22 protein-coding genes and 1 tRNA gene are annotated in these 24,421 nt (G+C 62.7%); 11 read left to right on the top strand and 12 right to left on the bottom strand.

Annotated elements, in window-relative coordinates:
• Positions 1 to 170 precede the first annotated feature (170 nt).
• Complete coding sequence (locus RG2_RS18900; protein WP_033234278.1) at positions 171 to 674, top strand: nuclear transport factor 2 family protein; 504 nt, start codon at positions 171 to 173, stop codon at positions 672 to 674.
• The gene (locus RG2_RS18905; RefSeq protein ID WP_033234279.1) at positions 671 to 1,330 is read left to right on the top strand and encodes a pyridoxine/pyridoxamine 5'-phosphate oxidase; all 660 of its coding nucleotides are present in this window, start codon (positions 671 to 673) and stop codon (positions 1,328 to 1,330) included. The genes RG2_RS18900 and RG2_RS18905 overlap by 4 nt, the downstream gene beginning before the upstream one ends.
• A 9-nt stretch (positions 1,331 to 1,339) precedes the next feature.
• Here RG2_RS18905 and RG2_RS18910 read toward each other — a convergent pair whose 3' ends face one another.
• The 3 genes from RG2_RS18910 to RG2_RS18920 form a co-directional block, all read right to left on the bottom strand.
• Entirely contained in the window at positions 1,340 to 1,930 is a 591-nt protein-coding gene (locus tag RG2_RS18910; RefSeq protein ID WP_033234280.1) for a hypothetical protein, read from the bottom strand.
• Positions 1,931 to 2,083: 153 nt separating this feature from the next.
• On the bottom strand, positions 2,084 to 2,734 hold the full coding sequence (pnuC, locus tag RG2_RS18915) for a nicotinamide riboside transporter PnuC (protein ID WP_033234281.1): 651 nt from the start codon (positions 2,732 to 2,734) through the stop codon (positions 2,084 to 2,086).
• The gene (locus tag RG2_RS18920; protein ID WP_033234282.1) at positions 2,734 to 4,428 is read right to left on the bottom strand and encodes a peptide chain release factor 3; all 1,695 of its coding nucleotides are present in this window, start codon (positions 4,426 to 4,428) and stop codon (positions 2,734 to 2,736) included. The genes pnuC and RG2_RS18920 overlap by 1 nt, the downstream gene beginning before the upstream one ends.
• 191 nt (positions 4,429 to 4,619) lie before the next feature.
• On the opposite strand from RG2_RS18920, the gene RG2_RS18925 reads away from it, so the two are divergent.
• Positions 4,620 to 6,254, top strand: coding sequence for a fatty acyl-AMP ligase (locus RG2_RS18925; protein WP_033234283.1), 1,635 nt, complete (start codon positions 4,620 to 4,622; stop codon positions 6,252 to 6,254).
• A gap of 3 nt (positions 6,255 to 6,257) precedes the next feature.
• Here the strand turns inward: RG2_RS18925 and pth are convergent, their stop codons facing one another.
• From pth to RG2_RS18945, 4 genes are all read right to left on the bottom strand, one after another.
• Entirely contained in the window at positions 6,258 to 6,830 is a 573-nt protein-coding gene (gene pth / locus RG2_RS18930) for an aminoacyl-tRNA hydrolase (protein WP_033234284.1), read from the bottom strand.
• A 108-nt stretch (positions 6,831 to 6,938) separates the two neighbouring features.
• The gene (locus tag RG2_RS18935; RefSeq protein WP_033234285.1) at positions 6,939 to 7,535 is read right to left on the bottom strand and encodes a 50S ribosomal protein L25/general stress protein Ctc; all 597 of its coding nucleotides are present in this window, start codon (positions 7,533 to 7,535) and stop codon (positions 6,939 to 6,941) included.
• 286 nt (positions 7,536 to 7,821) lie between these two features.
• Entirely contained in the window at positions 7,822 to 9,285 is a 1,464-nt protein-coding gene (locus tag RG2_RS18940; protein WP_033234286.1) for an FAD-dependent oxidoreductase, read from the bottom strand.
• An 88-nt stretch (positions 9,286 to 9,373) separates the two neighbouring features.
• Positions 9,374 to 10,555: an aminotransferase class V-fold PLP-dependent enzyme gene (locus RG2_RS18945; RefSeq protein WP_033234287.1), complete on the bottom strand. Its 1,182-nt coding sequence runs from the start codon at positions 10,553 to 10,555 to the stop codon at positions 9,374 to 9,376.
• A 56-nt stretch (positions 10,556 to 10,611) separates the two neighbouring features.
• Between RG2_RS18945 and RG2_RS18950 the strand changes: the two genes are divergently transcribed.
• From RG2_RS18950 to RG2_RS18975, 6 genes are all read left to right on the top strand, one after another.
• Positions 10,612 to 11,844, top strand: coding sequence for an APC family permease (locus RG2_RS18950; protein WP_051730477.1), 1,233 nt, complete (start codon positions 10,612 to 10,614; stop codon positions 11,842 to 11,844).
• Between the two features lie 94 nt (positions 11,845 to 11,938).
• The gene (gene egtA / locus RG2_RS18955; RefSeq protein WP_033234288.1) at positions 11,939 to 13,144 is read left to right on the top strand and encodes an ergothioneine biosynthesis glutamate--cysteine ligase EgtA; all 1,206 of its coding nucleotides are present in this window, start codon (positions 11,939 to 11,941) and stop codon (positions 13,142 to 13,144) included.
• A complete protein-coding gene (gene egtB / locus RG2_RS18960) occupies positions 13,144 to 14,451 on the top strand; it encodes an ergothioneine biosynthesis protein EgtB (RefSeq protein WP_033234289.1) in 1,308 nt (435 codons plus the stop codon). The genes egtA and egtB overlap by 1 nt, the downstream gene beginning before the upstream one ends.
• Before the next feature lies 1 nt (position 14,452).
• A complete protein-coding gene (gene egtC, locus RG2_RS18965; RefSeq protein ID WP_033234290.1) occupies positions 14,453 to 15,217 on the top strand; it encodes an ergothioneine biosynthesis protein EgtC in 765 nt (254 codons plus the stop codon).
• On the top strand, positions 15,214 to 16,179 hold the full coding sequence (gene egtD, locus RG2_RS18970) for an L-histidine N(alpha)-methyltransferase (RefSeq protein ID WP_033234291.1): 966 nt from the start codon (positions 15,214 to 15,216) through the stop codon (positions 16,177 to 16,179). Before egtC ends, egtD begins: the two co-directional genes overlap by 4 nt.
• 52 nt (positions 16,180 to 16,231) lie before the next feature.
• The gene (locus tag RG2_RS18975; protein ID WP_051730495.1) at positions 16,232 to 17,371 is read left to right on the top strand and encodes a PQQ-dependent sugar dehydrogenase; all 1,140 of its coding nucleotides are present in this window, start codon (positions 16,232 to 16,234) and stop codon (positions 17,369 to 17,371) included.
• A 24-nt stretch (positions 17,372 to 17,395) separates the two neighbouring features.
• Here the strand turns inward: RG2_RS18975 and RG2_RS18980 are convergent, their stop codons facing one another.
• The 5 genes from RG2_RS18980 to RG2_RS19000 all read right to left on the bottom strand — a co-directional run bounded on the left by RG2_RS18980 (position 17,396) and on the right by RG2_RS19000 (position 22,553).
• Entirely contained in the window at positions 17,396 to 18,976 is a 1,581-nt protein-coding gene (locus tag RG2_RS18980) for an SLC13 family permease (protein ID WP_033234293.1), read from the bottom strand.
• 101 nt (positions 18,977 to 19,077) lie between these two features.
• The gene (locus tag RG2_RS18985) at positions 19,078 to 19,746 is read right to left on the bottom strand and encodes a hypothetical protein (protein ID WP_072782650.1); all 669 of its coding nucleotides are present in this window, start codon (positions 19,744 to 19,746) and stop codon (positions 19,078 to 19,080) included.
• Positions 19,747 to 19,995: 249 nt separating this feature from the next.
• The gene (locus RG2_RS18990) at positions 19,996 to 20,976 is read right to left on the bottom strand and encodes a ribose-phosphate diphosphokinase (protein ID WP_033234295.1); all 981 of its coding nucleotides are present in this window, start codon (positions 20,974 to 20,976) and stop codon (positions 19,996 to 19,998) included.
• Positions 20,973 to 22,472, bottom strand: a complete 1,500-nt coding sequence (glmU, locus tag RG2_RS18995; protein WP_033234296.1) for a bifunctional UDP-N-acetylglucosamine diphosphorylase/glucosamine-1-phosphate N-acetyltransferase GlmU — start codon at positions 22,470 to 22,472, stop codon at positions 20,973 to 20,975. The genes RG2_RS18990 and glmU overlap by 4 nt, the downstream gene beginning before the upstream one ends.
• Before the next feature lie 10 nt (positions 22,473 to 22,482).
• A tRNA-Gln gene (locus RG2_RS19000) sits at positions 22,483 to 22,553 on the bottom strand.
• A gap of 184 nt (positions 22,554 to 22,737) precedes the next feature.
• Between RG2_RS19000 and RG2_RS19005 the strand changes: the two genes are divergently transcribed.
• On the top strand, positions 22,738 to 23,370 hold the full coding sequence (locus tag RG2_RS19005; RefSeq protein ID WP_033234408.1) for a TetR/AcrR family transcriptional regulator: 633 nt from the start codon (positions 22,738 to 22,740) through the stop codon (positions 23,368 to 23,370).
• 188 nt (positions 23,371 to 23,558) lie between these two features.
• Complete coding sequence (locus tag RG2_RS19010) at positions 23,559 to 24,200, top strand: ScbR family autoregulator-binding transcription factor (RefSeq protein ID WP_033234297.1); 642 nt, start codon at positions 23,559 to 23,561, stop codon at positions 24,198 to 24,200.
• The last annotated feature ends 221 nt before the right edge of the window (positions 24,201 to 24,421 follow it).

Consider the following 24,421-nt stretch of genomic DNA (forward strand, 5'->3'; position numbering starts at 1 on the left):
TGTCGCGGGAAGGCTTGGCTTTACGACAAGATCACGATCATGCTCGACGGCCTCGAAAGGCGTGTGGTCCGGTGACTTATCTACTAACTTAGAAGGTAATGCCCGATTCATTCCGTTGCGGGTTATGGTTCAGATTGATTCGGGTGGTTGCTCCACGAGAGGCGAGGATCATGGATCTCGAAGCGATTGTGCACATCCAACGGCTCAAGTACCGATATGCGCGTTCGTTGGATACTAAATCCTGGGTCGAATTCGCAGACACCCTGACGGTTGACGCCACCGCAATCTACGGTGAGCAACTCAGTTTCGACTCCCGTGATTCTTTTGTGTCTTTCCTCGAGAACACTCTCGGCTCCCATGTCATCACCGAGCATCAGTGTGGCCAACCGGAGATCGACGTCGACGGTGACACAGCCACCGGGGTGTGGTGCCTCGCCGATACCGTCGTGGTGCCGGAGGACGGCATGCTGATGCGCGGTTCGGCTTTTTATCACGACAGGTATGCCCTGTGCAGCGACGGTAAGTGGAGGATCTCGCATACCAGTTACGAGCGGACCTGGGAGTCGGTGATGTCGCTCTCGGACATGCCGAGCTTTCGGCTGACGTCGAACAAGTGGGCCATGTTGCAGCCGAACTCGTACGGTAACTCGATTCCGGCTGTGTCCGCAGGGTGACGGGCGAAGATATCCGGTCCTGGATTCGAGGACTGCCCGCGCTGACCGGGACACCCCCGCAGGCACCGTCGACCTTTCCCGACCGTCCGAACGACCTGTTCGTGGACTGGCTGCGTGAAGCCGTAGCCGCCGGTGTTCGCGAACCACACGTGTGCGCGCTGTCCACCGTCGACGAAAGCGGTGTCCCCGATACCCGCTACTTGATCCTCAAAGATGTGACGGACGCTGGATTTTGGTTTTCCGGCAGCTCGGTTTCCATGAAGGGGATTGAGCTGCAAGCGAATCCGCATGCGTCATTGGCGTTCTACTGGCGCGAGCAAGGGCGTCAGATCCGAATCAGGGGATCAGTGGAAACCGAAACCGGGCCGGTCAGGGACGCTGACTTTGTCGAGCGCTCCGTCACAGCGAGAGCCGTGGCGGCAGCGAGCCGGACAAGTCAGGTACTGACCGACCCGGACGAGTACAACCGAGTTGTCGAAGAAGCCGTGGCGCGCATCGACAAAGATCCAGGCTATGTCTGCGAGAACTGGCGTGCATGGTGCCTGGTTCCCGAAACGGTCGAGTTCTGGCAAGCGGACCAAGGCCGTCGGCACCAGCGGTGGCAGTATCGCCGCACCGAAAACGGCGATTATCTCCGTGAGGTCCTGTGGCCCTGACCGGTCGTGCTACGTCGCGCTGATCTCCGGCGACACGAGGTTGACGACGATGGACTGCCCGCCGAGCTTTGCGTGAATCTCGGGATGCTCGAACCCCGACGAGAGCAGGTAGCTGCCGAGCATGGTCAGTAGCTCGTCCAGATCAATCGTCGGATCCGACGAATGCGCACTGGACGGCGATGCCTGGTTGGCAAGAAGTTCGGTGTGGGTGAGGCGTCCGGCAACACGAACTGCGGCTACGCCCATGGCGTCGCGTCGGACAACGGTGCGGCTACGAGTCTCGAGGTTGCGCGACGATTCACGGGAAGGTGTGGGTGTTGCGGCAGGCATGGACGGGTCCTCTCCGCTGCTGTGTGCTGCGGTGCTGTAGGTGGGGAGTGCAGTGTCGTGAGTCGGAAGTGCAGTGCTGTCAGTCGGAAGTGCAAAGCTGAAGGCGTCGGTCGGCTTACTTGGCGCAGGGTTGGCTGTTGCTGTGGAACTGGCGGAGCCGTTGGTGAGCCCACCATGTAATCCATTGGCGGGTCGATGTGCGGAACCGTTGGTGGCCCCGTTTGTCGACCCGGTGGGGTTACTTGCTCCATGCGAAGTCGTGTCTTCCATCGTGCGCTCCTGATGCTGTGTGCTCCTGGTGCCCGTAGTCGGACAGGCCCGTAAACAGACCATAGGTTTGCACAATTTCAGTAAACATACCAGGAGTCGGTTTTGCCTAACGCGCCTTCGGCAGTGATCGCTACGCGGGTACCGCAGTGATCGCTACGCGGGTACCGCAGTGCGCCGTTGAATCTTCAGCCACGCCAGGAATCCCCACACGACAAAGAAGGCGTAAACGAGATAGAGGATCGCCGAAGGATAGTAGCCGGCGCGGAAGAGTAAGGGAACGCCCACCGCGTCGACGCCGATCCAGATGAGCCAGAACTCGGTCCAGCCGCGGGCCATGCCGTAGGTGGCGAGGATCGACCCGGTGAAGATCCAGGCTTCTGCCCACGCGCCGTACGAGCCGAGGACCGTGAAGACCCAGGCGAAAATCACTGTGCCACTTGCCATGACAGTGACCATCGCCAGACGTTCGCGCCGGGTCGCCCAGTGTGGCAACACTGCGTCGCCGGAACTGCGTGCACCGCGCCGCCACTGCATCCACCCGTAGATGCTGACGGTGATGAACAGCAACTGGCGGCCGGCTTGGCCGTAGAGGTTGAGCTCCTGCGGCGTATGGAACAGCGCACCCATGAACACGGTGAACAGCAAGGCATTTCCGGCGATACCGACAGGCCATGCCCACACTGAACGCCGGGCCCCGGCAATTGCCGAGCCGATGCCGAAGGTGTTCCCGATGATCTCCCGCCACAAGATCGTGGCGCTGCCGATGTGAAGTTCGGCGTCGAACAGCGCCTCGATCAGGCTCATCAGTCTGCAGCGGCGACGAGTGGTTCGAGCGTCAGATCGGGGAGTTCCTTCTGGATGTACTGCAGGCGCCACTTGTCGCTGACCAAGGCGAGCAGGACACCGTCCGAGCGCGTGAAGACCTCTACGCCGCGCTGACGGTTCAGCTCGACCTCGGATGCGGCGTCGGTGCGTCGTGCCAGTGCGTAGCCGAGCGGTTCCATCTTGGCTTCGACGTTGAATTCCGCCTTCATCCGAGCAGCGACGACCTCGAACTGCATGGGGCCGACAGCCGCCATGACGGGCGACGCGTCGCCACGGATGTCGTTGCGGAGAATCTGCACGACGCCCTCGGAATCGAGTTGGTCGACGGCACGGCGGAACTGCTTGTACTTTCCGGCGCTCTCGGCACGCAGGATCGAGAAGTGTTCCGGCGCGAAGGACGGGATCGGCGGGAACTCGGTCTTCTTTTCGGTGTACAGCGTGTGGCCGGGTGCGAGTGCGGTGGCGTTGACCAGGCCGACGACGTCGCCGGGGAACGCAGACTCGACGGTGGAACGTTCACGGCCGAATACCGTCTGCGCGTACTTGGTCGTGAAGGGCTTGCCGGTTTGCGCGTGAGTGACGACCATGCCGCGTTCGAAGACGCCCGAGACGATGCGCATGAACGCCAAGCGGTCACGGTGCGCGGTGTCCATGCCGGCCTGAACCTTGAAGATCACTGCACTGAACGGATCGGTGACCTCGCGCGGCTTGCCGTTGATGTCGTCGCGGGCACGCGGCGGCGGCGCCAACTCGACCAGGGTGTCGAGGATCTGGCGGACACCGAAGTTGAGCATGGCGGACGCGAAGATCACCGGGGACGTCTGCCCGGCAAGGAACATTTCCTGATCGTGGTCCTGGCCGGTAGCCGAGAGCAGTTCACTCTCCTCAGCCGCGGTTTCCCACTCGGAGCCTTCCTTGGCGAGGGCGGCGTCGGCGTCCATGATTTCTTCGGGAGCGATTTTTGCGCCACCGGCGGTGCGAGTGAACCGGACGTATTCGCGAGCTTCGCCGTCCTCGCCGCGTCGCAGCAGGCCGCGGAAGTCTCCGGCGATGCCGACGGGCCAGTACAGGGGAGTAGGTGTGAGGCCGATGCGCTCACTGATCTCGTCCAGCAATTCGAGCGGGGTCTGGCCGGGACGGTCCCACTTGTTGATAACCGTGATGACGGGGATGCCGCGGTGACGACACACCTGGAACAGCTTGAGCGTCTGCGGTTCGAGGCCCTTGGCGGCGTCGATGAGCATGACAGCCGCGTCGACGGCAGTCAGGACGCGGTACGTGTCCTCGGAGAAGTCGGAGTGGCCGGGGGTGTCGACGAGATTGATGACGTTGATCTGATCGTCGGGGGTCTCGGACGAGTGGTAGTTGAACTGCAGCGCGGTGGAACTGACGGAGATGCCGCGGGCTTTCTCCATTTCCATCCAGTCCGAGACCGTCGACTTGCGTCCGGCCTTGCCGTGGACCGCGCCGGCTTCGGAGATCTTTTTTGCGTGCAGGGCCAACGCTTCGGTGAGCGTCGACTTACCGGCGTCGGGGTGTGAGATGACGGCAAAGGTGCGACGACGTGCAGCTTCGGCCGCGAGGCCCTTCGTGCTGACCGGAGCGGATGTGGCACCGGTGTCGGACTGGACAGTCGAGTCGGTGGGGACAGTCGAGTCGGACGGGGTAGTCAACGAAGAACCTCTCGCAGTGGGAGTAGTGGGCGTAGCGCGATGAAGCACGGGTGCGGACGCACAACAGAGAAAGGATACTCGCCCACGAATTTGCGGTAACACTCGGCGAACTTTGTCTGATTATCCAGATAGGTGTGCGCTGGATCACATGACGGGTTCGGCACTGTATTCAGGCGTTCTGAGGAGCAGCATTGAGCAAATTCACCGACGAGATGTACAAGAGTGCCGCTGTCAGCGATCACGGCATGGTGACGGGCGAACCGGATAGCCCGTTGCGACAGACCTGGAGCGACATTCATCGGCAAGCGCGCCGGATGGCGGGTGGATTGGCCGACGCTGGGATCGATCACGGGGTCGCGGTCGGAATCCTGGCCGGTCAACCGGTGGACATCGCGCCGGCCTGTCAGGCGAGTTGGATGCGCGGCGCTTCCGTGACCATGCTGCACCAGCCGACACCGCGAACCGATCTGGCGGTGTGGGCGCAGGACACCCAGAAGGTGATCGACATGATAGCCGCGCGGGCGGTCATTGTCGGGAGCCCGTTCGACGCGGCAAAACCACTCCTCGAAGCCAGCGGCATCACGGTGGTCACGATCGACGAACTGCGAACGGGTCGGGCGATCGATCCGGTCGACACCGCGGAATCGGATATCGCTCTGCAGCAGTTGACGTCAGGCTCGACCGGTTCGCCGAAAGCTGTGCAGATCACGCACGAGAACTTTCACGTCAACGCGTATGCGATGGTCAATCGCATCAAGTTCTCGATCGACGAGGACGTCATGGTGAGTTGGCTCCCGCTCTTCCACGACATGGGAATGGTCGGATTCCTCAGTGTTCCCATGCAATTGGGGGCCGAGGTCGTCAGCATCACGCCGTTGGACTTTCTCCGCAGCCCGATCCTGTGGGCGGAACTGATGGGAAAGTACGGTGGAACGGTCACGGCCGCACCGAATTTCGCGTACTCGCTTCTTGCTCGACGGCTGGCGCAAGCGGAGGACGGCGCTGTGGATCTCTCCACGGTCCGCTACATGTGGAACGGGGCAGAACCCGTCGACCCCGACACCTTGGACGCCCTCACCAAGGCCGGGGCACGGTTCGGATTGAACCCGACGGCGCTCGCACCGGCCTACGGCATGGCCGAGACAACTCTGGCGGTGTCCATCCCAGACCCGGGTCAAGGGGCGATCGTCGACTACGTGGATCCCGATTTTCTCGATGCGATGTCGCGGGCGGTTCCTTCGAACCGGCCCAACGCGCGGGCTCTCGCGACTCTGGGGAGACTTGTTCCGGACTTGGAGGGCCGCGTCGTCGACGGAGATGGGGAGGTGCTGCCGGCTCGAGGCGTCGGAATCATCGAGGTTCGAGGCAAGGCCGTCACACACGGGTACATCACCACCGAAGGTCGCCGATCCGCGCATGGCGCCGACGGCTGGTTCAACACCGGCGACGTCGGCTACCTCACCGAAGAGGGCCTCGTCGTGGTGTGTGGGAGGGTCAAGGACGTCATCATCATGGGCGGCCGCAATGTCTATCCCACCGATATCGAGCGGGCAGCCGCGACGGTGGTCGGGGTGCGACCCGGAAATGCGGTGGCTGTTCGGCTCGACGCCGGACGGAAGCGAGAGAGCTTTGCAGTTGCCGTCGAGACCAACGCGTTCGAGGACCCCGAGGAAGTTTCCCGTATCGAGCACGATGTGATCCGGGCGGTGTTCTCCGAAGTGGGTCTGCGGCCACGCGCCGTCGCGGTTCTGGGGCCCGGCAGTATCCCGAAAACGTCGTCGGGAAAACTGCGACGGTCCAACTCCGCCGCCCTGATCGGAAAGTGAAGGTCAGTGCAGGCGATTCTGCGCTGCTTCGAGTCCAAGTTCGAGGAGTAACTCCACTGCGTCTGCGGCTTCTTCGCAGACCAGATCGAGTTCTTTGCGCTCGGCTGCGGAGAACGGCTTGAGTACGTAGTCGGCCGGGTCCATCCGGCCGGGCGGGCGGCCGATGCCGACGCGGGTACGCAGGTAGTCCTTGGTGGAGAGTGAACTCGAGATGGAGCGCAAGCCGTTGTGGCCGCCCTCGCCGCCGCCCAGCTTGAGGCGGATGGTTCCGAAGTCGAGATCCAGCTCGTCGTGAACGACGATGATGTTCGACGGGTCAACCGAGAAGAACCGGGCCAGGCCGGCCACGGCACCACCGGAGAGGTTCATGTACGAGCGCGGCTTGCCGAGGATCACGCGTCGGCCGGCCAAGCGCCCTTCGACGATCTCGGCCCCACTCTTCTTGTGCGCGTTGAACTTTCCGCCCATCCGGCCCGCCAGGGTGCCGGCAACCATGAACCCGATGTTGTGCCGGGTCTTTTCGTACTGCGGGCCGGGGTTACCGAGTCCGATCACCAGGGCTGTATCTGTGCTCATCGGAGATTTCCTTTACCGACAGGGGAGTGGACGCGCAAACGGCGCGTCACTCCGAAACTCGGAATGACGCGCCGCGCACAAGCTGTGTTCTCGAGGAGAACGCGAGGATCAGGCCTCTTCGGTTGCTGCCGCTGCCGCTGCTGCTTCTTCCGAAGCTTCGGTAGCTGCTGCGGTGACGTTGACGATCAGCACGTCTGCATCTGCCTGCAGGGTCGAGCCCTTGGGGAGTTCGAGCTGGCTTGCCAGGATCTGGGTGCCGGCCTCGAGGCCCTCGACGGAAACCTCGATCTGCTCGGGGATGTGCAGCGCGTCAGCCTCGAGGGAGATGGTGGCGGCATCCTGAGCGACCATGGTGCCTGCAGCTGCGTCACCGGTGACGACGACGGGAACGTCGATCGTGACCTTCTCGCCCTTCTTGATGACGAGGAGGTCAGCGTGCTCGATGTAGTTGCGGATGGGGTGCACGACGACCGACTTGGTCAGTGCAACCTGCTCCGTGCCGTCGATGTCGAGCGTCAGCACAGCGTTGGTGCCGTGTGCGCGGAGGATGGAAGCGAAGTCGCGAGCGACGACGTTGAGGTGCTTGGGGTCTTCACCGTGGCCGTACAGAACCGTGGGGACCAGGCCGTCGCGGCGTGCGCGGCGAGCTGCGCCCTTGCCGAATTCGGTGCGGACGACAGCGACGAGGTTGTTCTCTTCAGACATGATGAAACGGCTCCTACAACTCACGGGGTTCGTGCTCGGTTTACTGACGTGTGGTTCTGTCGGCGACAGATTCTGCCTTCGGAAAGTGGACAGGCGCGCACACGGCCAGGAGCGAAACGCTCGAGCTGAGCCGTAGCCGCGTCGATCACGGAAAACCTGCAGTTAGTGGAGCAGCTGCGATTCACCCTCGCCGAGACAACGTTCCATACAGTACCGGAACTCGCGCGTCGCCGCGAATCGCCGCACGAGTTCCGGTACTTCCCGCTGTGTTCAGTTCACTGCTGCATCAGGAGCGGGCCGCGCTGATTCCGGCGCGACGCCCGAAGAAGCTGCCGTCGCCGAGGCTGGTTCCGCTGGCGTAGCCGCCCGCGCAGACACCGGACGTGCAGCGGCCCGCAGCGAACAGTCCGGGGATCGGCTCGCCGGAGACGTGCAGAACTTCGGAATCGACGGTTGTCTTCAACCCGCCGAGTGTGAAGCCGCCGGTGCGACCGCGCAGGTCGATCGCGGCGAACGGGCCGACGATCGGCTTGACCCACTCGGGCTTCTTGCCAAGCACCGGGTCGGAGTTCGACTCGGCGTGACGGTTGTAGAGATCGACAGTGGATTGCAGCGAGCCGACGGGAAGCCCCATCTCGGCTTCGAGTTCCTCGACCGTTTCCGCTACCCACGTCGGTTGCGCTCGCAACTGCGCACTGGACGATTCGGCGGCGATACCTTCCTCGTATGCGGCTTCGTCGATGATGAGGAAAGCCTGATTGTCCTGCTGGAACAGCGTTGCCTGGCCGATGCGGCCCGGGTAGGTGTCCTCGGGGATGTATCGCTGACCACGGCCGTTGACGAGAATGCCGCGCACCATCAACTGCGGGTCGCAGAAGAACGCAACCTCGGTGGCGTCCATGTGCGCGGTGTCGGCGCCGAGTGCCTGGCCGATCTGGATCGCGCGACCGTCGTGCGCCTCGATGGAAGCGGCCGGATGGCCGAAGATACGCGGCGCGTTGGAGCGCACCATCTCGTTGTTGTAGGCAAAGCTGCCCATCGCCAGCACAACACCCTTGTTGGCGCGGATCGCGACATCCTTGCCGTAACGCTTGGCGACAACGCCGACCACGCGGGGGCCGTCGACCACCAGAGTCTGGACGCGCAAATCGTATTCTGCTCGGACGCCGAGCTTTTCGGCCGTCTCGACGAGCGGCTTCATCAGCATGTAGCCGCCGCCCTGCTCGCCGGTCTTCTTCTCGGACATCTGCGGAACGTGTCCACGGGGCGCGGGATCGACCAGCGTGTTGAACGGCGCGGCGTTCTCACCGCCGGAGTACATGAGGCCGTCGTCGAAGGGCGGTTCCCAGCCGGGCTGACCCCAGAACGACTCCTTGAACGGAACGCCGGCGTCGACGAGCCAGTTGTAGTGATCGACGCTGCCTTCGCAGTAGGCATCGATCTTGGCGTCGTCGGTTCCCGGGCCGAGTGCGGCTTTCATGAATGTCTTCATGTTGTCGACGGTGTCGTCGAATCCGCATGCCTTCTGCAGCGCAGTGCCGCCGCCCAGGTAGATGAAGCCGCCGGCCAGTGACGCGGCACCGCCCCAACCGCCGGTTCGCTCGAGCACGAGCACGTCGGCGCCCGCGCGGGCAGCCTCGATTGCCGCGGTGACTCCGGCGATTCCGTAGCCGGCGACAACCACGTCGGCTTCGAAGTCCCAGCTAGAGATGTCGGAAACGGAAATCGGGGAAATTGTGGCGTCGGCCATGGGCGGCGTCCTCTCGCAAAAAAATGAACTGATCAGGTGAGAGTCAAGATTTGCAGCTCCGCTCGTGTCCTGCCCGCTGTGATCCCGGTCATCGGGAGACGCTCAAATCCCGTACCGCGCCGAGAAAACTGTCCAGATCATTCTCGTCGACAAAACAGTGCGGGGACGCTCTGACGACGGCGTCGAGCCCGCGTGCCGTCATGTCGAGGAGGGTCGATCCGCGACTGCTCACAGTCACAGTGATGCTCTGCGTCGCAAGTCGACTGCGGACTTCGGCGGCCGGAACCGCGTCCAGGGTGAACGAGACGATGCCGCTGAGGATGGGTCCACGATCCTGGACTGTGACACCGGACAGCGCGCCCAGGCCCGCCCGAAGATAGTTCGCCCTCGATTCGATCTGCTGCGCAACGGTTTCCGTCCCCAGCGCCAAGAGGTAGTCCGCCGCGGCGCCGAGTCCAAGGCGAGCCGCGACACTGGTTTCCCACAGTTCGAATCGTGTGGCATCCGGCGCGGGCACATAGGAATCGGGGTGGGTCCAGTCCGCTCCGTGCAGGTCCATCGCGGCAGGTTCGAGCGCGGTTGCCAGCCCGGGACGCACGTAGAGAAACCCCGTTCCCCGTGGGCCCCGAAGCCACTTGCGGCCCGTGGCGCTCAACGCGTCGACGCCGAGGGCAGCCACGTCGATGGGCAGTTGACCGACCGATTGGCACGCGTCGAGAAGAACCAGTGCGCCGTGGCGCGCGGCCAGTTCGACAACCTCACGGACCGGGTTGACCAGGCCGCTGTTCGTGGGGGCGTGGACAACCGAGATGACGCGGACACGGTCGTCGAGCATCGCTTCGAGTGCGTCGAGGTCGATCCGGCCGTCGGAATCGCTCGGAATCACCTCGACCTTCGCGCCGGTCGACCGCGCCCGCCCCAGCGCGGCGATGGCGTTGCTGGCGTATTCGACACCGCAGATCAGGACGCGGTCGCCCGGGCTCAAGGGCACGGCCGCAAAAAAGTCGTTCCAGGCGCGGGTTGCGCTGTCGGTCAAGGCGATATCCGAAGGCTGGGCGCCGATCACCCGGGCCAGTGAGTGTGGAAGCGCGGCCAAGGCCTCACTGCGGCGATCTGCGGCGACATAGCCGCCGACGTCGGCTTCCAGGCGCAGATGCTCGATCATCGCCGTCAATACAGGTTCGGGCGGTAGCGAGGATCCGGCGCTGTCGAGGAACACCTTGTCGATGCACCCAGGGGTGTCGCGGCGGATCGAGGTGAGATCGAACATGGCACCATCCGTTCACTTCGGTGTGGTTCAAAGGCTCTGTGAACGAAGCTATACCGATGGACCGCACCCTGGGGACGTTCGACGCCGTGGTGATCGGCCTTGCCGCGATGATCGGTGCCGGAGTGTTCGTGGTGTTCGCGCCGGCAGCGGCAGCGGCCGGCACGGGATTGATGTTCGGTCTGGCGATCGCGGCATTCGTGGCGTACTGCAACGCCACGTCGTCGGCGCAACTGGCCGCGCGTTATCCGACCTCAGGCGGGACGTACGTCTACGGACGTGAGCAACTCGGGCCGTGGTGCGGGTTCATTGCGGGGTGGTCGTTTGTGATCGGGAAGATCGCGAGCTGCGGGGCGATGGCGTTGACCTTCGCGACTTACGTTGTACCCGAACCGTATCGGAAGCCCGTCGCCGTGGCGCTAGTAGTGCTGCTGGTCGCGGTGAACTATCGCGGTGTCACCAGGACCGCGCAGATGGCGCGAGTGATCGTCGCGATGTCCGTGACGGCAATCGGCGTGGGTTTGTGCGTATCGCTGTGGGGGCCGGGCGCTCATCGTGCGATGCCTGACGTTGTTTTCGGCTCCTGGTACGGGGTTCTGCAATCGGCGGGGTTACTGTTCTTCGCCTTTGCCGGGTACGCCCGCATCGCGACTCTGGGGGAGGAAGTCCGGGATCCTCGGCGCACAATTCCACGCGCAATCCTGATAGCACTGGGAGCTGCGGTAGTCATCTATGCACTGGTAGCGGTGGTTCTTCTGGTTACTCTGGGGCAGGAGAGACTTGCGGAGTCGACCCGTCCGCTCGCGGATGCCGTCGCGCTTTCCGGGTGGGGGTGGGCTGAATCGATTGTGGTCGTCGGCGCAGCCGCCGCATCCGCTGGTGCGCTGTTGGCGCTGATCGCGGGAGTGAGCAGAACCGCGATGGCGATGGGCCGGGAACGGGATCTGCCCCCGACTTTCGCAGCGATTCACCCCAAATTTTCTGTGCCACATCACGCTGAACTGGCTGTCGGAGCGATCGTGATCGCACTGGTCTCGATGGTCGATCTGCGTGGTGTGATCGGGTTTTCGTCGTTCGGGGTGCTGGTGTACTACCTAGTGGCAAATGTCAGTGCGTATACCCAAGGCGGCGCGGATCGGATGTTCCCGCGCTGGCTTCAGGTTGTCGGAGCGCTGGGATGTGCGGTCCTGGCGTTCACGCTGCCTACTTCGGCAGTTGCGGCGGGGACAGGTGTTGTTCTTCTGGGTTGTGGGTACCGGTGGATACGACTGAAAAAATTTGGCGACACGTAACACGGCAAAGGGTGCAATCGGTGTGTGCGGGCTCTATCGTCGGTACAACCGCTAGAGCCCGCGAACCGCTAGACATACCCAAAGGGGAAGTCGAATGGCAACCGCAGTACTGGAAACGACGCTGGACTCACGTCCCGCCGCCGAGGCATACATCGGTGGGGTGTGCTTCAAACAGGGCCCGCCGCGACTCATCGGGACCGAGGTCGAATGGCTGACCAGGGATGCCGGTGGTGGTCGTCCGTCGCTCGAAGCGCTGGCCCACGCGCTGGGTAAACATACGCCCACCAGCATCGACCCGGAATCTCCTGGCGCCCCACTTCCGGGTGGAAGTTATGTGACCGTCGAACCGGGCGGTCAGATCGAACTTTCCTCGGCGCCGCGCACGTCAGCCCGCGAAGTATGCGACTACCTGGGTGAAGACCACCGCGTGTTGAGTGCACTTCTGCACGATCAGTCCATCGAGATGTACGACGGTTCGGCGGATGAGCTGCGTGAACCACACCGCTTGCTGCGACTGCCCCGATACTGCGCCATGGAACATCAGTTTGCCTCTATCGGGCCGTACGGAACCCTCATGATGTGCAACACCGCCGCCGTGCAGGTGAGCGTCGATGCGGGTGGAAGCCAAGAAGCTATAGCGCGGCGGTGGCGACTCCTCGGCGACATCGGACCGGCTCTGATCGCCGCATTTGCGTGTTCGCCACAGCTGGAAGGGATTCCGCGAGGTGAGTGGGCGTCGCAACGGATGCGGACGTGGCTCGAACTTGATGCCAGGCGCACTATGCCCGTCGTCGATGCCGCCGATTATGCGCAGTGGGCCTTGAACGTCCCGCTGATGTGTGTCCGGAACAGTTCCGAAGACTGGACTGCGCCGCGGGGCGCCACGTTTGGCGACTGGATCGACGGGGCACTCGAATCCGACATAGGTCGTGCGCCCACGTCCGAGGATCTGGATTACCACCTGTCCACGATGTTTCCGCCGGTCCGTGCGGCAGGACATCTGGAGGTGAGGTACATCGACGCTCAACCCGGCGATCTGTGGCGCGTGCCGATAGCCGCGATCGATGCGCTGCTGTCCGGGCCTGCAGTGATGCAGGAAGCAAGCGATGCCGCGGCATCGACGGCGGGCCGCTGGCGTGATGCCGCGGAATACGGGCTGGTGGACGTCGAATTACGTTCGGCAGCAACATCTCTGATGTCGCTCGCAGCGTCGTATGCGCCTGATCCCGAGTTTGTTCGTCTCCTCGATCGTGCGGCCGAGCGGTGTTGTCGGGGCCTGGCACCGGTCGAGGGAACCTGATGTCGGCAGAGGTCACCAAGGAGGCGGTCGAGACCGTCCTGGATCGGGCACGAGCGCGTTCGCTGCTGCTCACCGATTGTGTCGACGACACCGAGTTGATCGCCCAGCACTCGCCGCTCATGAGTCCGCTGGTGTGGGATCTTGCCCATATCGGCAACCAGGAGGAACTGTGGCTGGTACGCGATGTGGGCGGGCGAGAACCGGTCAGGCGCGATATCGACGACATGTACGACGCGTTCAAACACTCGCGGCCCACGCGGCCTGAGCTTCCACTGTTGGACCCGGCCGAATCGCGTCGATACATACGTACGGTTCGAGGCAAGGTGTTGGACGTCCTGGCTGACAGCAACTTCGACGGAAAACCACTCGAACGCAGCGGGTTTGCGTTCGGCATGATCGCCCAGCACGAACAGCAACACGCCGAAAGTATGCTCGCGACACACCAATTACGTTCCGGCCCTGCGGCACTCGTGGCCACACCAGCTCCCGCTGTGCGGCGCAAGCCCCTTCATGACGAGGTGGTCGTTCCCGCCGGGCCGTTTGTGATGGGTACCGATGACGAACCGTGGGCTCTCGACAACGAGAGAACCGCTCACCAGGTGTATCTGGGCCCCTATGCCATCGACCGATTCCCGGTTACCAACGGTGAGTTCATCGAATTCATCGACGACGGCGGGTATTCCCGGCCCGAACTGTGGTCGCGGGTCGGGTGGCGTCATCGCATCGATGCCAAGCTCACTGCGCCCTTGTTCTGGGAACGCGACGGATCAACGTGGTGGCAGCGGTCTTTCGGCACCGACAAACCGCTAGCGATTCGCCGCCCGGTGGTGCATGTCAGCTACTTCGAAGCCGAAGCCTATGCAACCTGGGCCGGCAAGCGACTTCCCACCGAAGCCGAATGGGAGAAAGCGGCGCGGTGGGATCCCGAATCCGGGCGGTCCCGCCGATTCCCGTGGGGCGATGACGCACCGGACGAGACCCGCGCCAATCTCGGCCAACGGCATCTGTCTCCGGCTGATGCGGGGGCATATCCCGACGGCGCGTCGGCGTACGGCGTGCAGCAGTTGATCGGGGACGTGTGGGAATGGACGTCTTCCGGTTTCCATCCGTACCCGGGGTTTCACGCGTTTCCATACCGTGAGTACTCCGAGGTGTTCTTCGGCGGTGATTACAAGATGCTGCGCGGTGGTTCGTTCGGAACCGACAGCGTTGCGTGCCGTGGCACCTTCCGCAATTGGGATCATCCGATCCGGCGTCAGATATTCTCCGGATTTCGCTGCGCCAGAACACTGTCCGGGCACGTCTGACATGTGCCGACATCTCGGCTACCTCGGACCGCCGCGCTCTGTCCGAGATCTCCTGCAGGGCGGAACCCATTCGCTGGTGAAGCAGTCGTGGGCGCCCCGTGAGATGCGCAAGGGTGGAGTCATCAACGCCGATGGCTTCGGCGTAAGTTGGTGGACGGCCGGGCAGTTGGGGCGGTATCGAAGTAGCACCCCGATCTGGTCGGATCCCACTGTCGAGGAAACGCTTTCACATATCCGCAGCGGATCGGTTCTGGCCGCGGTGCGGTCCGCGACCGAGGGAATGGCCGTCGAAGTCGGCGCATGCGCACCCTTTGTCGACACTACCTACGCATTCAGCCACAACGGAGTCCTCACCGGGTGGCCGAGTTCGGTTGCCGCTCTTGCACAGGAGGTTCCGACTGCCGCGCTGCTGACCATGTCGGCGCCAACAGATTCGGCACTGCTGTGGGCCCTGTTGCGTCATCGCTTGCAGGACGCATCTTCGTTGACGGGCACGTCGGTGGAAGCCGCCTTGACCACCGTCATTCACGACGTCGAAGCAGTGGCGCCAGGTTCGCGTCTGAATTTCCTGCTCGGCGACGGGAACGAACTGTGGGCCAGCACCTGGGGCCATACGTTGTACGTTCTCGTCGACGAGTTGCAAGCACTGGTCGCGTCCGAACCCTTCGATGATTCACCCCAGTGGGAACAAGTTCCTGACAGGCACCTCGTCTGCGCCCGCCCCGGGCATTTGATCATCACCCCGATCCCGATGGGAGAACGATGAGCACCCCGATTCTCGAGATCTTTCTGACTCCGGACGACCTTGTCGAGCAACTACGGTCCGACGCTCGCTCCGGCCTGACCGCGCAGGCGAAGTGGCTTGCGCCGGTGTGGTTCTATGACGCCCGAGGCAGTGAACTCTTCGAGCAGATCACCGAGCTGCCCGAGTATTACCCCACCCGCACGGAACGCGCTTTGCTGGCCGAGTGCGCCGGCGAGATCGCATCGTTGACTACACCGAAGATGCTGATCGAGTTGGGTTCCGGTTCCTCGGAGAAGACGCGCCTCCTGCTGGAAGCGATGTCTGATTCACTGCATACCTATGTCCCGCAAGATGTTTCGGTGACTGCGTTGGAAGGTGCGGCAAAGGCGATCAGCGCGGAGTTTCCGGGTATCGACGTCATCGGAGTGGTCAGCGACTTCACCGGTTCGCTGCATCATCTTCCCAGCGGCGGCAGGCGGGCGGTCGCGTTTTTGGGCGGCACGCTGGGGAATCTGATTCCGGGCGAGCGCGCAGAGTTCCTCGCCGGTGTCGCCGAGGTCCTCGGCCAGAGTGAGAGCTTGATCCTCGGCGTGGGGTTGGTGACCGATCCGGCCGTGCTGGTTCCCGCATACGACGACAGCGCGGGAGTAACGGCGCAGTTCAACCTCAACGTGCTCAGCGTGTTGAACAAGCAACTCGGTGCGAACTTCCCGCTGGAAGCGTTCAGGCACGTCGCACTCTGGGATGCCGAGAACCAGTGGATCGAGATGCGGTTGGAAGCACTCCGCGATCTTTCGGTGCGAATCGAAGACTTGGATCTGGACATCACCTTCGCTGCGGGCGAGCAATTGCGCACGGAAATCTCCGCGAAATTCACCGTCGACGGGATCACTGCCGAGTTGGAGGCTGCGGGCTTTCGGTTACAGAAAGTGTGGACCGACGCCGATCAACGGTTCGCGTTGTTGTGTGCGGAGCGAGCCTGACTTGGGTGCACTCGGATCCGGGCGCGCTGTCCTGATTGCAGCGACAATCGTGATGCTCACGATCCCGTTGGCACAATGCTCCGCTCAGACGGCTCCGCCGCCCGGGAACCTCGAATCTGTTGGCAGCAGTTCGGAAGTCCCCACCGAGGACACGTTGCCGGAACTCGTGGTGACCACCCTCCTCGACGGACTGGACCATCCCTGGGATGTTGTGCAGGCGCCCGACGGAACGGTTCTCACCGGGCAACGGTCCGGAGGTTTTGTCGTTCGCCGCAGCGACAACACGACCGGCCCCGTCACTGCAGACCTTTCGGATCTCTACGCTCGGTCCGAGACCGGACTCATGGGAATCGCGCTTGCCCGCGACTTCGCTCAGTCCCGCACCCTGTACACCTGCCAGGGATTCAGCGCTGGGGGAGTAACGGATATTCGAGTGATCTCGTGGACGGTCGACGCCGGATGGACTGCACTCACGCGAACCGGAACCGTGGTGTCCGGCCTCCCGGTCTCGACGGGGCGACACGGAGGTTGCCGAATACTTGCATCCGAAGACGGAACGCTGTTGATCGGCACGGGTGACAGCGCGACGCCCAGTGTTCCGCAGGATCCGAACTCGCTGGGCGGCAAGGTCTTGCACGTCAACGCGGACGGCACGCCGGCGGCGGGCAACCCCAACCCGTCGAGTCTCGTGTACACACTCGGCCACCGGAACGTTCAGGGATTGGCCGTTCAACCCGGAACCGGCAGGCTCTATTCGGTGGAGCAGGGCACTAGCGTCGACGACGAGCTGAATCTACTCACCCCCGGCGGAAACTACGGCTACCGACCGGACCGGTTGCCCGGAACATACGACGAGTCGGTGCCGATGACCGATCCGTCCCGCGTGCCGGGCGCGATCGAAGCGGTATGGAGTTCGGGTAACTCGACCCTGGCAACTGCGAGCGCGGCATTTGCCTCAGGCCCGCAATGGGGTTCGTGGGACGGCAGCGTCGTCATCGGCGGACTCAAGAGCAAGAAACTGATCTTCGTGCGACTGAGCGACGACGGCCGCAGCGTCGACGCCCAGACGTACGGGTTGGAAGACCAGTACGGACGCCTGCGTTCGGTCACGCCAACGGCAAACGGATCTCTTCTTGTCACCACGGACAACGGCGAGAACGACCGGGTGCTGCTCGTGACGCCGTCTCCGTAGCCGAATTACCAGCCGTAGTAGGTGTCAGAAGCTCCAGATCAGCGGAATCAGAACCGTCGCAACCACGAGGAACCACACGAGCATCGGGAGTCCGAGCTTCCAGTAGTCGCCGAACTTGTAGCCGCCAGGGCCCATCACCATCATGTTGGCGGGGGTTGCGACGGGAGTCAGGAACGACGCGGCGGCCGCGACGGTCACGGTCATCAGGAGCGGCACCACCGAGATGTTCAGCTCGGAGGCGACGGAAATTGCGATCGGCGTGATGATCAATGCCGTCGCGGTGTTGCTGATGAGCTGGCCGAGCGTTGCGGTGACGAGGAACAGTCCGGCAACAACGACGTACGGGCTGGCGCCGCCGATGACGTCGACAAAACCGTGGGCGAGTTTCTCGGCAGCGCCGGTCTGTTGAATTGCCGTGGAAAGCGGGATCATTCCACCGACCAGGATGAGGGTGGTCCACGAGATCGAGCGGTGGGCCTGTTCGACGCTGATCACGCGCAGCAGGACCATCGCGCAGGCGGCAAGAAGACCCGCGACGGCGGACGGGACCAATCCGAACGTCAGCATGATCACCATGGCGGCGACAACGACCAGCGACATGATCGCGCGGGTTCCGAGCGGCGCGGCCTGCTTACGGATCAAGGCAGGCGGGTCGACAACAAGGACGTTCGGGTCCACGGACGTGTGAGTGTCCAGGTCGTCCCAACTGCCCTGCAGCAATAGTGTGTCGCCGGCAGCGAGCCTGATACCGCCAGGCCCACAGGGCTCGCCGGCTCGCGCTGCGGCCAGAACCACCAGATCGCCACTGTCGGTAAGCATGCCGGGGAAAACCTTGTCGCCGATGATCTCCGAACGAGGCGGAACGATCACCTCGACAACACCGTCGTCCTTGGTGATCAGCGGCGCGTCGGATTGATCGCAACCGCCCGCGACGGCGTATTGCTGTGCGAGTGTTTTGGCGTGCCGGCTCAGGTCCGGTGACATCGACGTCCCGGCGCGGTGGGGCAACACGCGAGGACCGAGAAAGACTGCGATCGCAATGGTTCCGAGAACCAGTGGCGCGCCGATCAAGGTGAAGTCGAAGAAGCCGAATGCGCCGACACCGGCGTCGGCGGCGGCGTCGGAGACGATGATGTTGACCGGTGTGCCGGTGAGCGTGAGCATCGAACCGGCATGCGCGGCAAAGGCGAGCGGGAGCAGCAGTTGCGATGTGGACCGGCCGAGTCGGACCGCGAGGACGACCACCATCGGGATCAATGCGGCTACCGCACCGTTCACACTGATCAATGCTGTCAGTGCGGCGACCAGCAACATGATTGCGCTCACCAACCGAACGCGTGAATCGCCTACCTTCGTCAGAAGTTTCTCGCCCGCCCACGTCGTGACTCCTGTGGCGTCGAGCGCTTCGCTGACGACAAAGAGTGCGGCGATGAATATGACTGTGGGATCACCGAATCCGGCCAGTGCCTGTTCCACCGAGATCACCCCGGTTGCGGCCAGCGCCAGTGCGGTTCCGATCGCGATGATGCCGACCGGAATTCTGCCTATGACAAACAGAGCCACAACCACGGCAAGCACGACAAAGGTGATGGTGATGTCATTCACGATTCGTAAAGCTACCTCCCACCACGGCTACCGCCCTGCATCGCATACAGAACGACCCCGTCTCGGAAGGAGGCGGGGTCGAAGGGACGGACGCGGTGGAATTAGTTGGAGGCGGCGATGCGCGCCTTCTCGAGAGCAGCGAGTGTGCGGAGCACGGTTGCCTTCTGCTTGTTGAGATCGCTCAGGCGAGCACGAGCAGGCAGACCCTGGGCAAGTTCGGCGACCTTGATCTGCTCGTCGATGGAACCGAGCTGATCGAGAAGCCCCAGAACGCGCGTCTGCAGCGTGTTGATGTCGACGGTGTCCGTCTTCACCGGAGCGGCAACGCGAGTCGCAGTGCCCGTGCTGGAGGGGCGAGAAGCGCGTGCCGGTGACGTGTCGGCAACAACGGTGGCCGCGCGCGGGCGGATGGCCTTGCGGACAGCGGCAGCGTCGGGGAGAACGTCCATGCGGATTTCGTTGAGGACGCGGCGAGCTTCGCGTGCCGTGACGCGGTATTCACGCTCTTCGTCGTCGTCGGACTGCAGCGTTCCGCCGAGCGGACGCAGACCGTACATGCCGAGGAATCGCTTGGCGTCGTCGATGATGCCTTCGTTTTCGCGGCACCGTTCGCAGCGCGGTTCGTTGCGGAACATTTCTACGGAGTTGTCGTCACCACACCAGACACAGGATCCTGGGCGCCACCGCCGGACCGTCGGAGCTGAAGAATTCGGTGAATGAGATTCGGGCCGGGATGCCGAACGAGATTCCAGGGTTTGCGCGTCGATCACGACGAGCCACATTAGGCGAAGATTGCGGGCAGGTGAACACCAGCTCGGCGTCGACCTGGGATTCTCCCCGGAGGCGTGACCAAGATCATGCCGATTGTCCGATTCTCGGGTATTTGTGTGTCGCACAAATGGATTCGTGAAGACCTCTCGGTCTGGTTCAACAGATGAGCGTCCCCGTGAAACACGAAGGGCGCGTACCCGTGACCGTCTGGTCACAGATACGCGCCCGCCCCGCGGTAACGCGAAAGACTATGCGCTGCCGTTGAACAGTGAAGTCACAGAACCGTTCTCGAAAACTTCCTTGATGGTCCGTGCGAGCAGAGGTGCAATCGACAGAATCGTCAGCGTCGGGAACTGCTTCGACTCGGGGATCGGCAGCGTGTTGGTCGTGATGACTTCCTTGGCGCCGCAGGCAGCCAGGCGCTCGGCTGCCGGATCCGAGAAGATGCCGTGGGTGGTGGCAATGATGACGTCGACAGCGCCGGCGTCCTTGAGTACCTTGACGGCGCCGGCGATGGTGCCGCCGGTGTCGATCATGTCGTCGATCAGCACGCAGGTGAGGCCGTTGACGTCACCGACGACGCGGTTGGACTTGACCTGGTTCGGGACCAGCGGATCACGCGTCTTGTGCACGAACGCCAGCGGCGCGCCGTCGAGGGCATCTGCCCACTTCTCGGCAACCTTGACGCGGCCGGCATCAGGGGAGACGACGCAGATGTTGTCGGTGCCGTAGTTGTCGCGCACGTACTCGGCGAGCTGGCCCTGAGCGTGCATGTGGTCGACCGGACCGTCGAAGAAACCCTGAATCTGATCGGTGTGGAGGTCGACCGTGATGATCCGGTCGGCGCCTGCGGTCTTGAGCAGGTCCGCGATCAAGCGAGCGGAGATCGGCTCGCGTCCGCGGTGCTTCTTGTCCTGGCGGGCGTACGGGTAGAACGGCAGCACCGCGGTGATGCGCTTTGCAGATCCACGCTTGAGGGCGTCGATCATGATGAGTTGTTCCATCACCCACGTGTTCAGCGGCGCCGGATGGCTCTGCAGCACAAACGCATCCGATCCACGCACGGACTCTTCGAAGCGAACGAAGATCTCACCGTTCGCGAAATCGCGGGCAGTCTGCGGGGTGACTCGGATGTCGAGTTCCTTCGCAACCTGCTCAGCCAACTCGGGATGCGCACGACCCGAGAACAACATCAAGTTCTTCTGGTTGTCGATCCAATTCGCAGTCACTGGTTCATGCCATCCTTTTGTACTTGCTGATCTGTGCGCTCTGATTCCGAAGCCGTTGCTGCATCGGCCGCAGGAGTACCGGGTCGATTTTTCTCGACCCAACCCTCGATGTTGCGTTGCTTACCGCCCGAGACCGCAAGAGCCCCAGCCGGAACGTCGAATCGCAAGACGGTGCCGGCGCCGGTGTACGCGCCGTCCCCGACGTGAACCGGAGCGACGAACATGGTGTCCGAGCCGGTTCGCACGTGCGACCCCACCACAGTACGGCGCTTGGTCACCCCGTCGTAATTGACGAAGACGCTCGACGCTCCGATGTTGCTGTGATGGCCGATGGTGGCGTCGCCGACGTAGGTAAGATGCGGAACCTTCGAGTGTTCGCCGATCTCGGCGTTCTTGGTCTCCACGTACGCACCGAGTTTGCCGTGAGCGCCCAGGGAAGTGGCCGGACGTAGGTACGCGAAGGGGCCGACGGTGGCGTCGTCGCCGATTGTCGACTCGCTTGCGTGCGAGCGGACGACAACGGCCCTTGCACCGACAGTGACATCGGTCAGAGTCGTATCCGGGCCGATCACAGCGTCTTCGCCCACTGACGTGGTGCCGGCCAACTGCACGCCGGGAAGCAGCGTCACATCTTGCTCGAGAGTGACGTCGCAATCGATCCACGTACTTGACGGATCGACAACGGTGACGCCCGCCCGCATCCACTTCTCGAGGATTCGACGATTCTTCTCACGTGCCAACGTCGACAGCTGCACGCGATCGTTTGCACCGGCGACCAGAACCGAATCAGCGATGTGCTGAGCGCGGACTCGCTGTCCGGCGCGACGGGCGATCATGATCACATCGGTGAGATAGAACTCGTGCTGAGCATTGTTGGAGTCGAGGGACGACAACGCATCGCGAAGCGTCTCGACATCGAATGCGTAGACGCCGGAATTGACCTCGGTGATCGAACGCTGCGAGTCCGTCGCTTCTTTTTCTTCGACGATCGCGTTGACTTCACCGTCGGTGGTGCGCAGGATCCGGCCGTACCCGGTGGGGTCGGACGCCGTGGATGTCAGGACTGTCACCGCGGCTGCCGGCGCGCTGATGTGGCGCTCGAGTAGATCCGCGATGGTGGTGCCGTCCAGGAGCGGGACGTCGGCGGCAGTCACGAGTACCGTGCCGCGGAAATCTGCAGGCAGCCCTTCGAGTCCACAACTGACCGCGTGGCCCGTGCCCTTCTGCTCGTCCTGAACGGCGATGGTGATCGCGCGATCCAAGTCGGTGGCGACGGATGCCACAGCTTCGGATACCCGTTCGCGATCGTGGCCGACGACGGTCACCAAATGCGTCGGATTCAACGACGCGGCAGCGTGGAGGGAGTGCGCGAGCATGGTGCGGCCGGCAAGAGTGTGGAGCACCTTGGGGGTCTTGGACTTCATCCGAGTGCCTGCACCCGCTGCGAGAACGATCACGGCGGTTTGCACTTGTTTGAGCTCCCTCTTGTCGATCATCAACTACCGGCTCCGCCGCCAGGACTCGAACCTGAACTATCTGAACCAAAATCAGAGGTGCTGCCATTACACCACGGCGGATTGCCACGCTCTCCGAACCTTGCGGCGGATTACGCGCAAGAATAATCGCATGCCGACCCGGTCTAGGTCGAACCGCTCCTCCGTTTTCGGGTCGAGCAGTGCCGATAGGCTTGCCGAGAGCGGTGCGGTGACAACCGTCCGCCGTGTGGGGAGAGAGGCAATGATGGCGACGGTTCCCAATCCGATGGGCAGTGATCGCGCACCTGAACGGGCAGCTCGGGTGCGGATGACGGGAACACAGCGTCGTCAGCAGTTGATCGAGATCGCCAGGGCACTTTTTGCCGAACGTGGATACGAAGCAACTTCGGTCGAGGAAATCGCGCAGCGGGCGAATGTCTCGAAGCCTGTCGTCTACGAGCACTTCGGCGGTAAAGAGGGCTTGTACGCCGTGGTCGTGGATCGCGAGATGTCGCGACTGTTGGAGATGATCACGTCATCGTTGTCGCAAAACCGCTCGAGAGTTCGAGTCGAGCGAGTAGCGCTGGCGTTGCTCACATACGTCGAGGAACACACAGACGGCTTCAGGATCTTGGTTCGTGATTCGTCCGTCGTGGCGCCGAGCGGCACCTATTCCAGTCTCCTCAACGACGCCATCAGTCAGGTGGGATACCTGTTGGCCGGAGACTTCTCGCGGCGCGGATTCGACCCGGGACTTGCAACGATGTACGCGCAGGCACTGGTTGGGATGGTGTCGACCACAGCCACGTGGTGGCTCGACGAGCGCACTCCGTCCAAGGAAGTTGTGGCCGCGCACCTCGTGAATCTGTGTTGGAACGGCCTCACCAATCTCGAGGCCGATCCGCAATTAGAGGGTTAACGCAGGCGTGCCTGTCGCCGAAGTATGGAGCGCAGTCTAAGCTGTGTTGGCTGTATCACGATCGTTCGATGGGCAAATGTGGTTTGTTTGCGTGGGGTGTTCTTTGTTGCAAAGCGCCTTCCATTTTGACGCTGTGAACGGGTAATGGTGAGGATTCGTTCGATGTGTGGTGACTGGAGGCCGGATCGATGGTGAGGCAGGAGCGGGCGGAAGCCACTCGTGATTCGGTACTGCGCGGTGCAGCGGGGGTTTTCCTGCGTCTGGGATATGCAAACGCCAGTCTGAGCGAGATCATCGCCGAATCGCAGGTGACCAAAGGGGCGCTGTACTTCCACTTCGGTTCCAAGGAAGAGCTCGCCCGCGCGGTAATCGACGAAGGGTCTGCTCGTTTCGACGCCAAGTCGGAATTGTGGCTGGATCGCCGGACACCGGCACTGGAATCGCTGATCGGTGTCTCGTCGGTGGCAGTCGATACTGCAGCACACGACGTACTTGTTCGTGCCACGTTCCGTTTGCTGGTCGAAATCGGTGACTACCGTGGATCGGGTCCGGCAACGTTCGACGTCTGGCTCGATATTTTCCGGGAACTCGCCACCAGAGCTGCCGATGAAGGTGACCTCAAATCCGACGTCGACTCTTCGGACATTGCGCGCTTCTTGTTGCAAATGGTGACGGGTGTCCGATTGATAGCTTCGGCTACGGGAACAATGCGTGATTTGTCTGAGTCGATGAAGACGTCCTGGAACATCATTCTTCCGGTCGTCGTTCCGGAATCGAAGGTCGAATACTTCCGCCAGTTTGCTGCTCGGCGTCTAAGTAGTGACCACTGAGTTAATCTACCCTTGGCGACGCACTGGAATTCCCTGCGCACGAGGCGAAAATGGAATGACTGAGCCTGGAAAGAAGATGGTCGTCAGAGTGTCTCGCTTGCTGTTGCCATCATGTCGAGCGCAACATGCGGGGAATTTTCGCTTCGGACAACTGCAGCTATTCATGACCGCAGTTACCGATTCGGTAAATTCAAGAGGTGCTTGATGATCCACATCCAGGC

Source organism: Rhodococcus globerulus NBRC 14531 (assembly GCF_001894805.1).
Lineage (GTDB): Bacteria > Actinomycetota > Actinomycetes > Mycobacteriales > Mycobacteriaceae > Rhodococcus_F > Rhodococcus_F globerula.

Excerpts from the sequence above, each read along its gene's own strand:
- RG2_RS18900 (WP_033234278.1), top strand. The coding sequence starts at position 171 with ATGGATCTCGAAGCGATTGTGCACATCCAACGGCTCAAGTACCGATAT.
- RG2_RS18910 (WP_033234280.1), bottom strand. The coding sequence starts at position 1,930 with ATGGAAGACACGACTTCGCATGGAGCAAGTAACCCCACCGGGTCGACA.
- pnuC (WP_033234281.1), bottom strand. The coding sequence starts at position 2,734 with ATGAGCCTGATCGAGGCGCTGTTCGACGCCGAACTTCACATCGGCAGC.
- pth (WP_033234284.1), bottom strand. The coding sequence starts at position 6,830 with ATGAGCACAGATACAGCCCTGGTGATCGGACTCGGTAACCCCGGCCCG.
- RG2_RS18935 (WP_033234285.1), bottom strand. The coding sequence starts at position 7,535 with ATGTCTGAAGAGAACAACCTCGTCGCTGTCGTCCGCACCGAATTCGGC.
- RG2_RS18940 (WP_033234286.1), bottom strand. The coding sequence starts at position 9,285 with ATGGCCGACGCCACAATTTCCCCGATTTCCGTTTCCGACATCTCTAGC.
- RG2_RS18945 (WP_033234287.1), bottom strand. The coding sequence starts at position 10,555 with ATGTTCGATCTCACCTCGATCCGCCGCGACACCCCTGGGTGCATCGAC.
- RG2_RS18950 (WP_051730477.1), top strand. The coding sequence starts at position 10,612 with ATGGACCGCACCCTGGGGACGTTCGACGCCGTGGTGATCGGCCTTGCC.
- egtA (WP_033234288.1), top strand. The coding sequence starts at position 11,939 with ATGGCAACCGCAGTACTGGAAACGACGCTGGACTCACGTCCCGCCGCC.
- egtB (WP_033234289.1), top strand. The coding sequence starts at position 13,144 with ATGTCGGCAGAGGTCACCAAGGAGGCGGTCGAGACCGTCCTGGATCGG.
- egtC (WP_033234290.1), top strand. The coding sequence starts at position 14,453 with ATGTGCCGACATCTCGGCTACCTCGGACCGCCGCGCTCTGTCCGAGAT.
- egtD (WP_033234291.1), top strand. The coding sequence starts at position 15,214 with ATGAGCACCCCGATTCTCGAGATCTTTCTGACTCCGGACGACCTTGTC.
- RG2_RS18975 (WP_051730495.1), top strand. The coding sequence starts at position 16,232 with ATGCTCACGATCCCGTTGGCACAATGCTCCGCTCAGACGGCTCCGCCG.
- glmU (WP_033234296.1), bottom strand. The coding sequence starts at position 22,472 with ATGATCGACAAGAGGGAGCTCAAACAAGTGCAAACCGCCGTGATCGTT.
- RG2_RS19005 (WP_033234408.1), top strand. The coding sequence starts at position 22,738 with ATGGGCAGTGATCGCGCACCTGAACGGGCAGCTCGGGTGCGGATGACG.
- RG2_RS19010 (WP_033234297.1), top strand. The coding sequence starts at position 23,559 with ATGGTGAGGCAGGAGCGGGCGGAAGCCACTCGTGATTCGGTACTGCGC.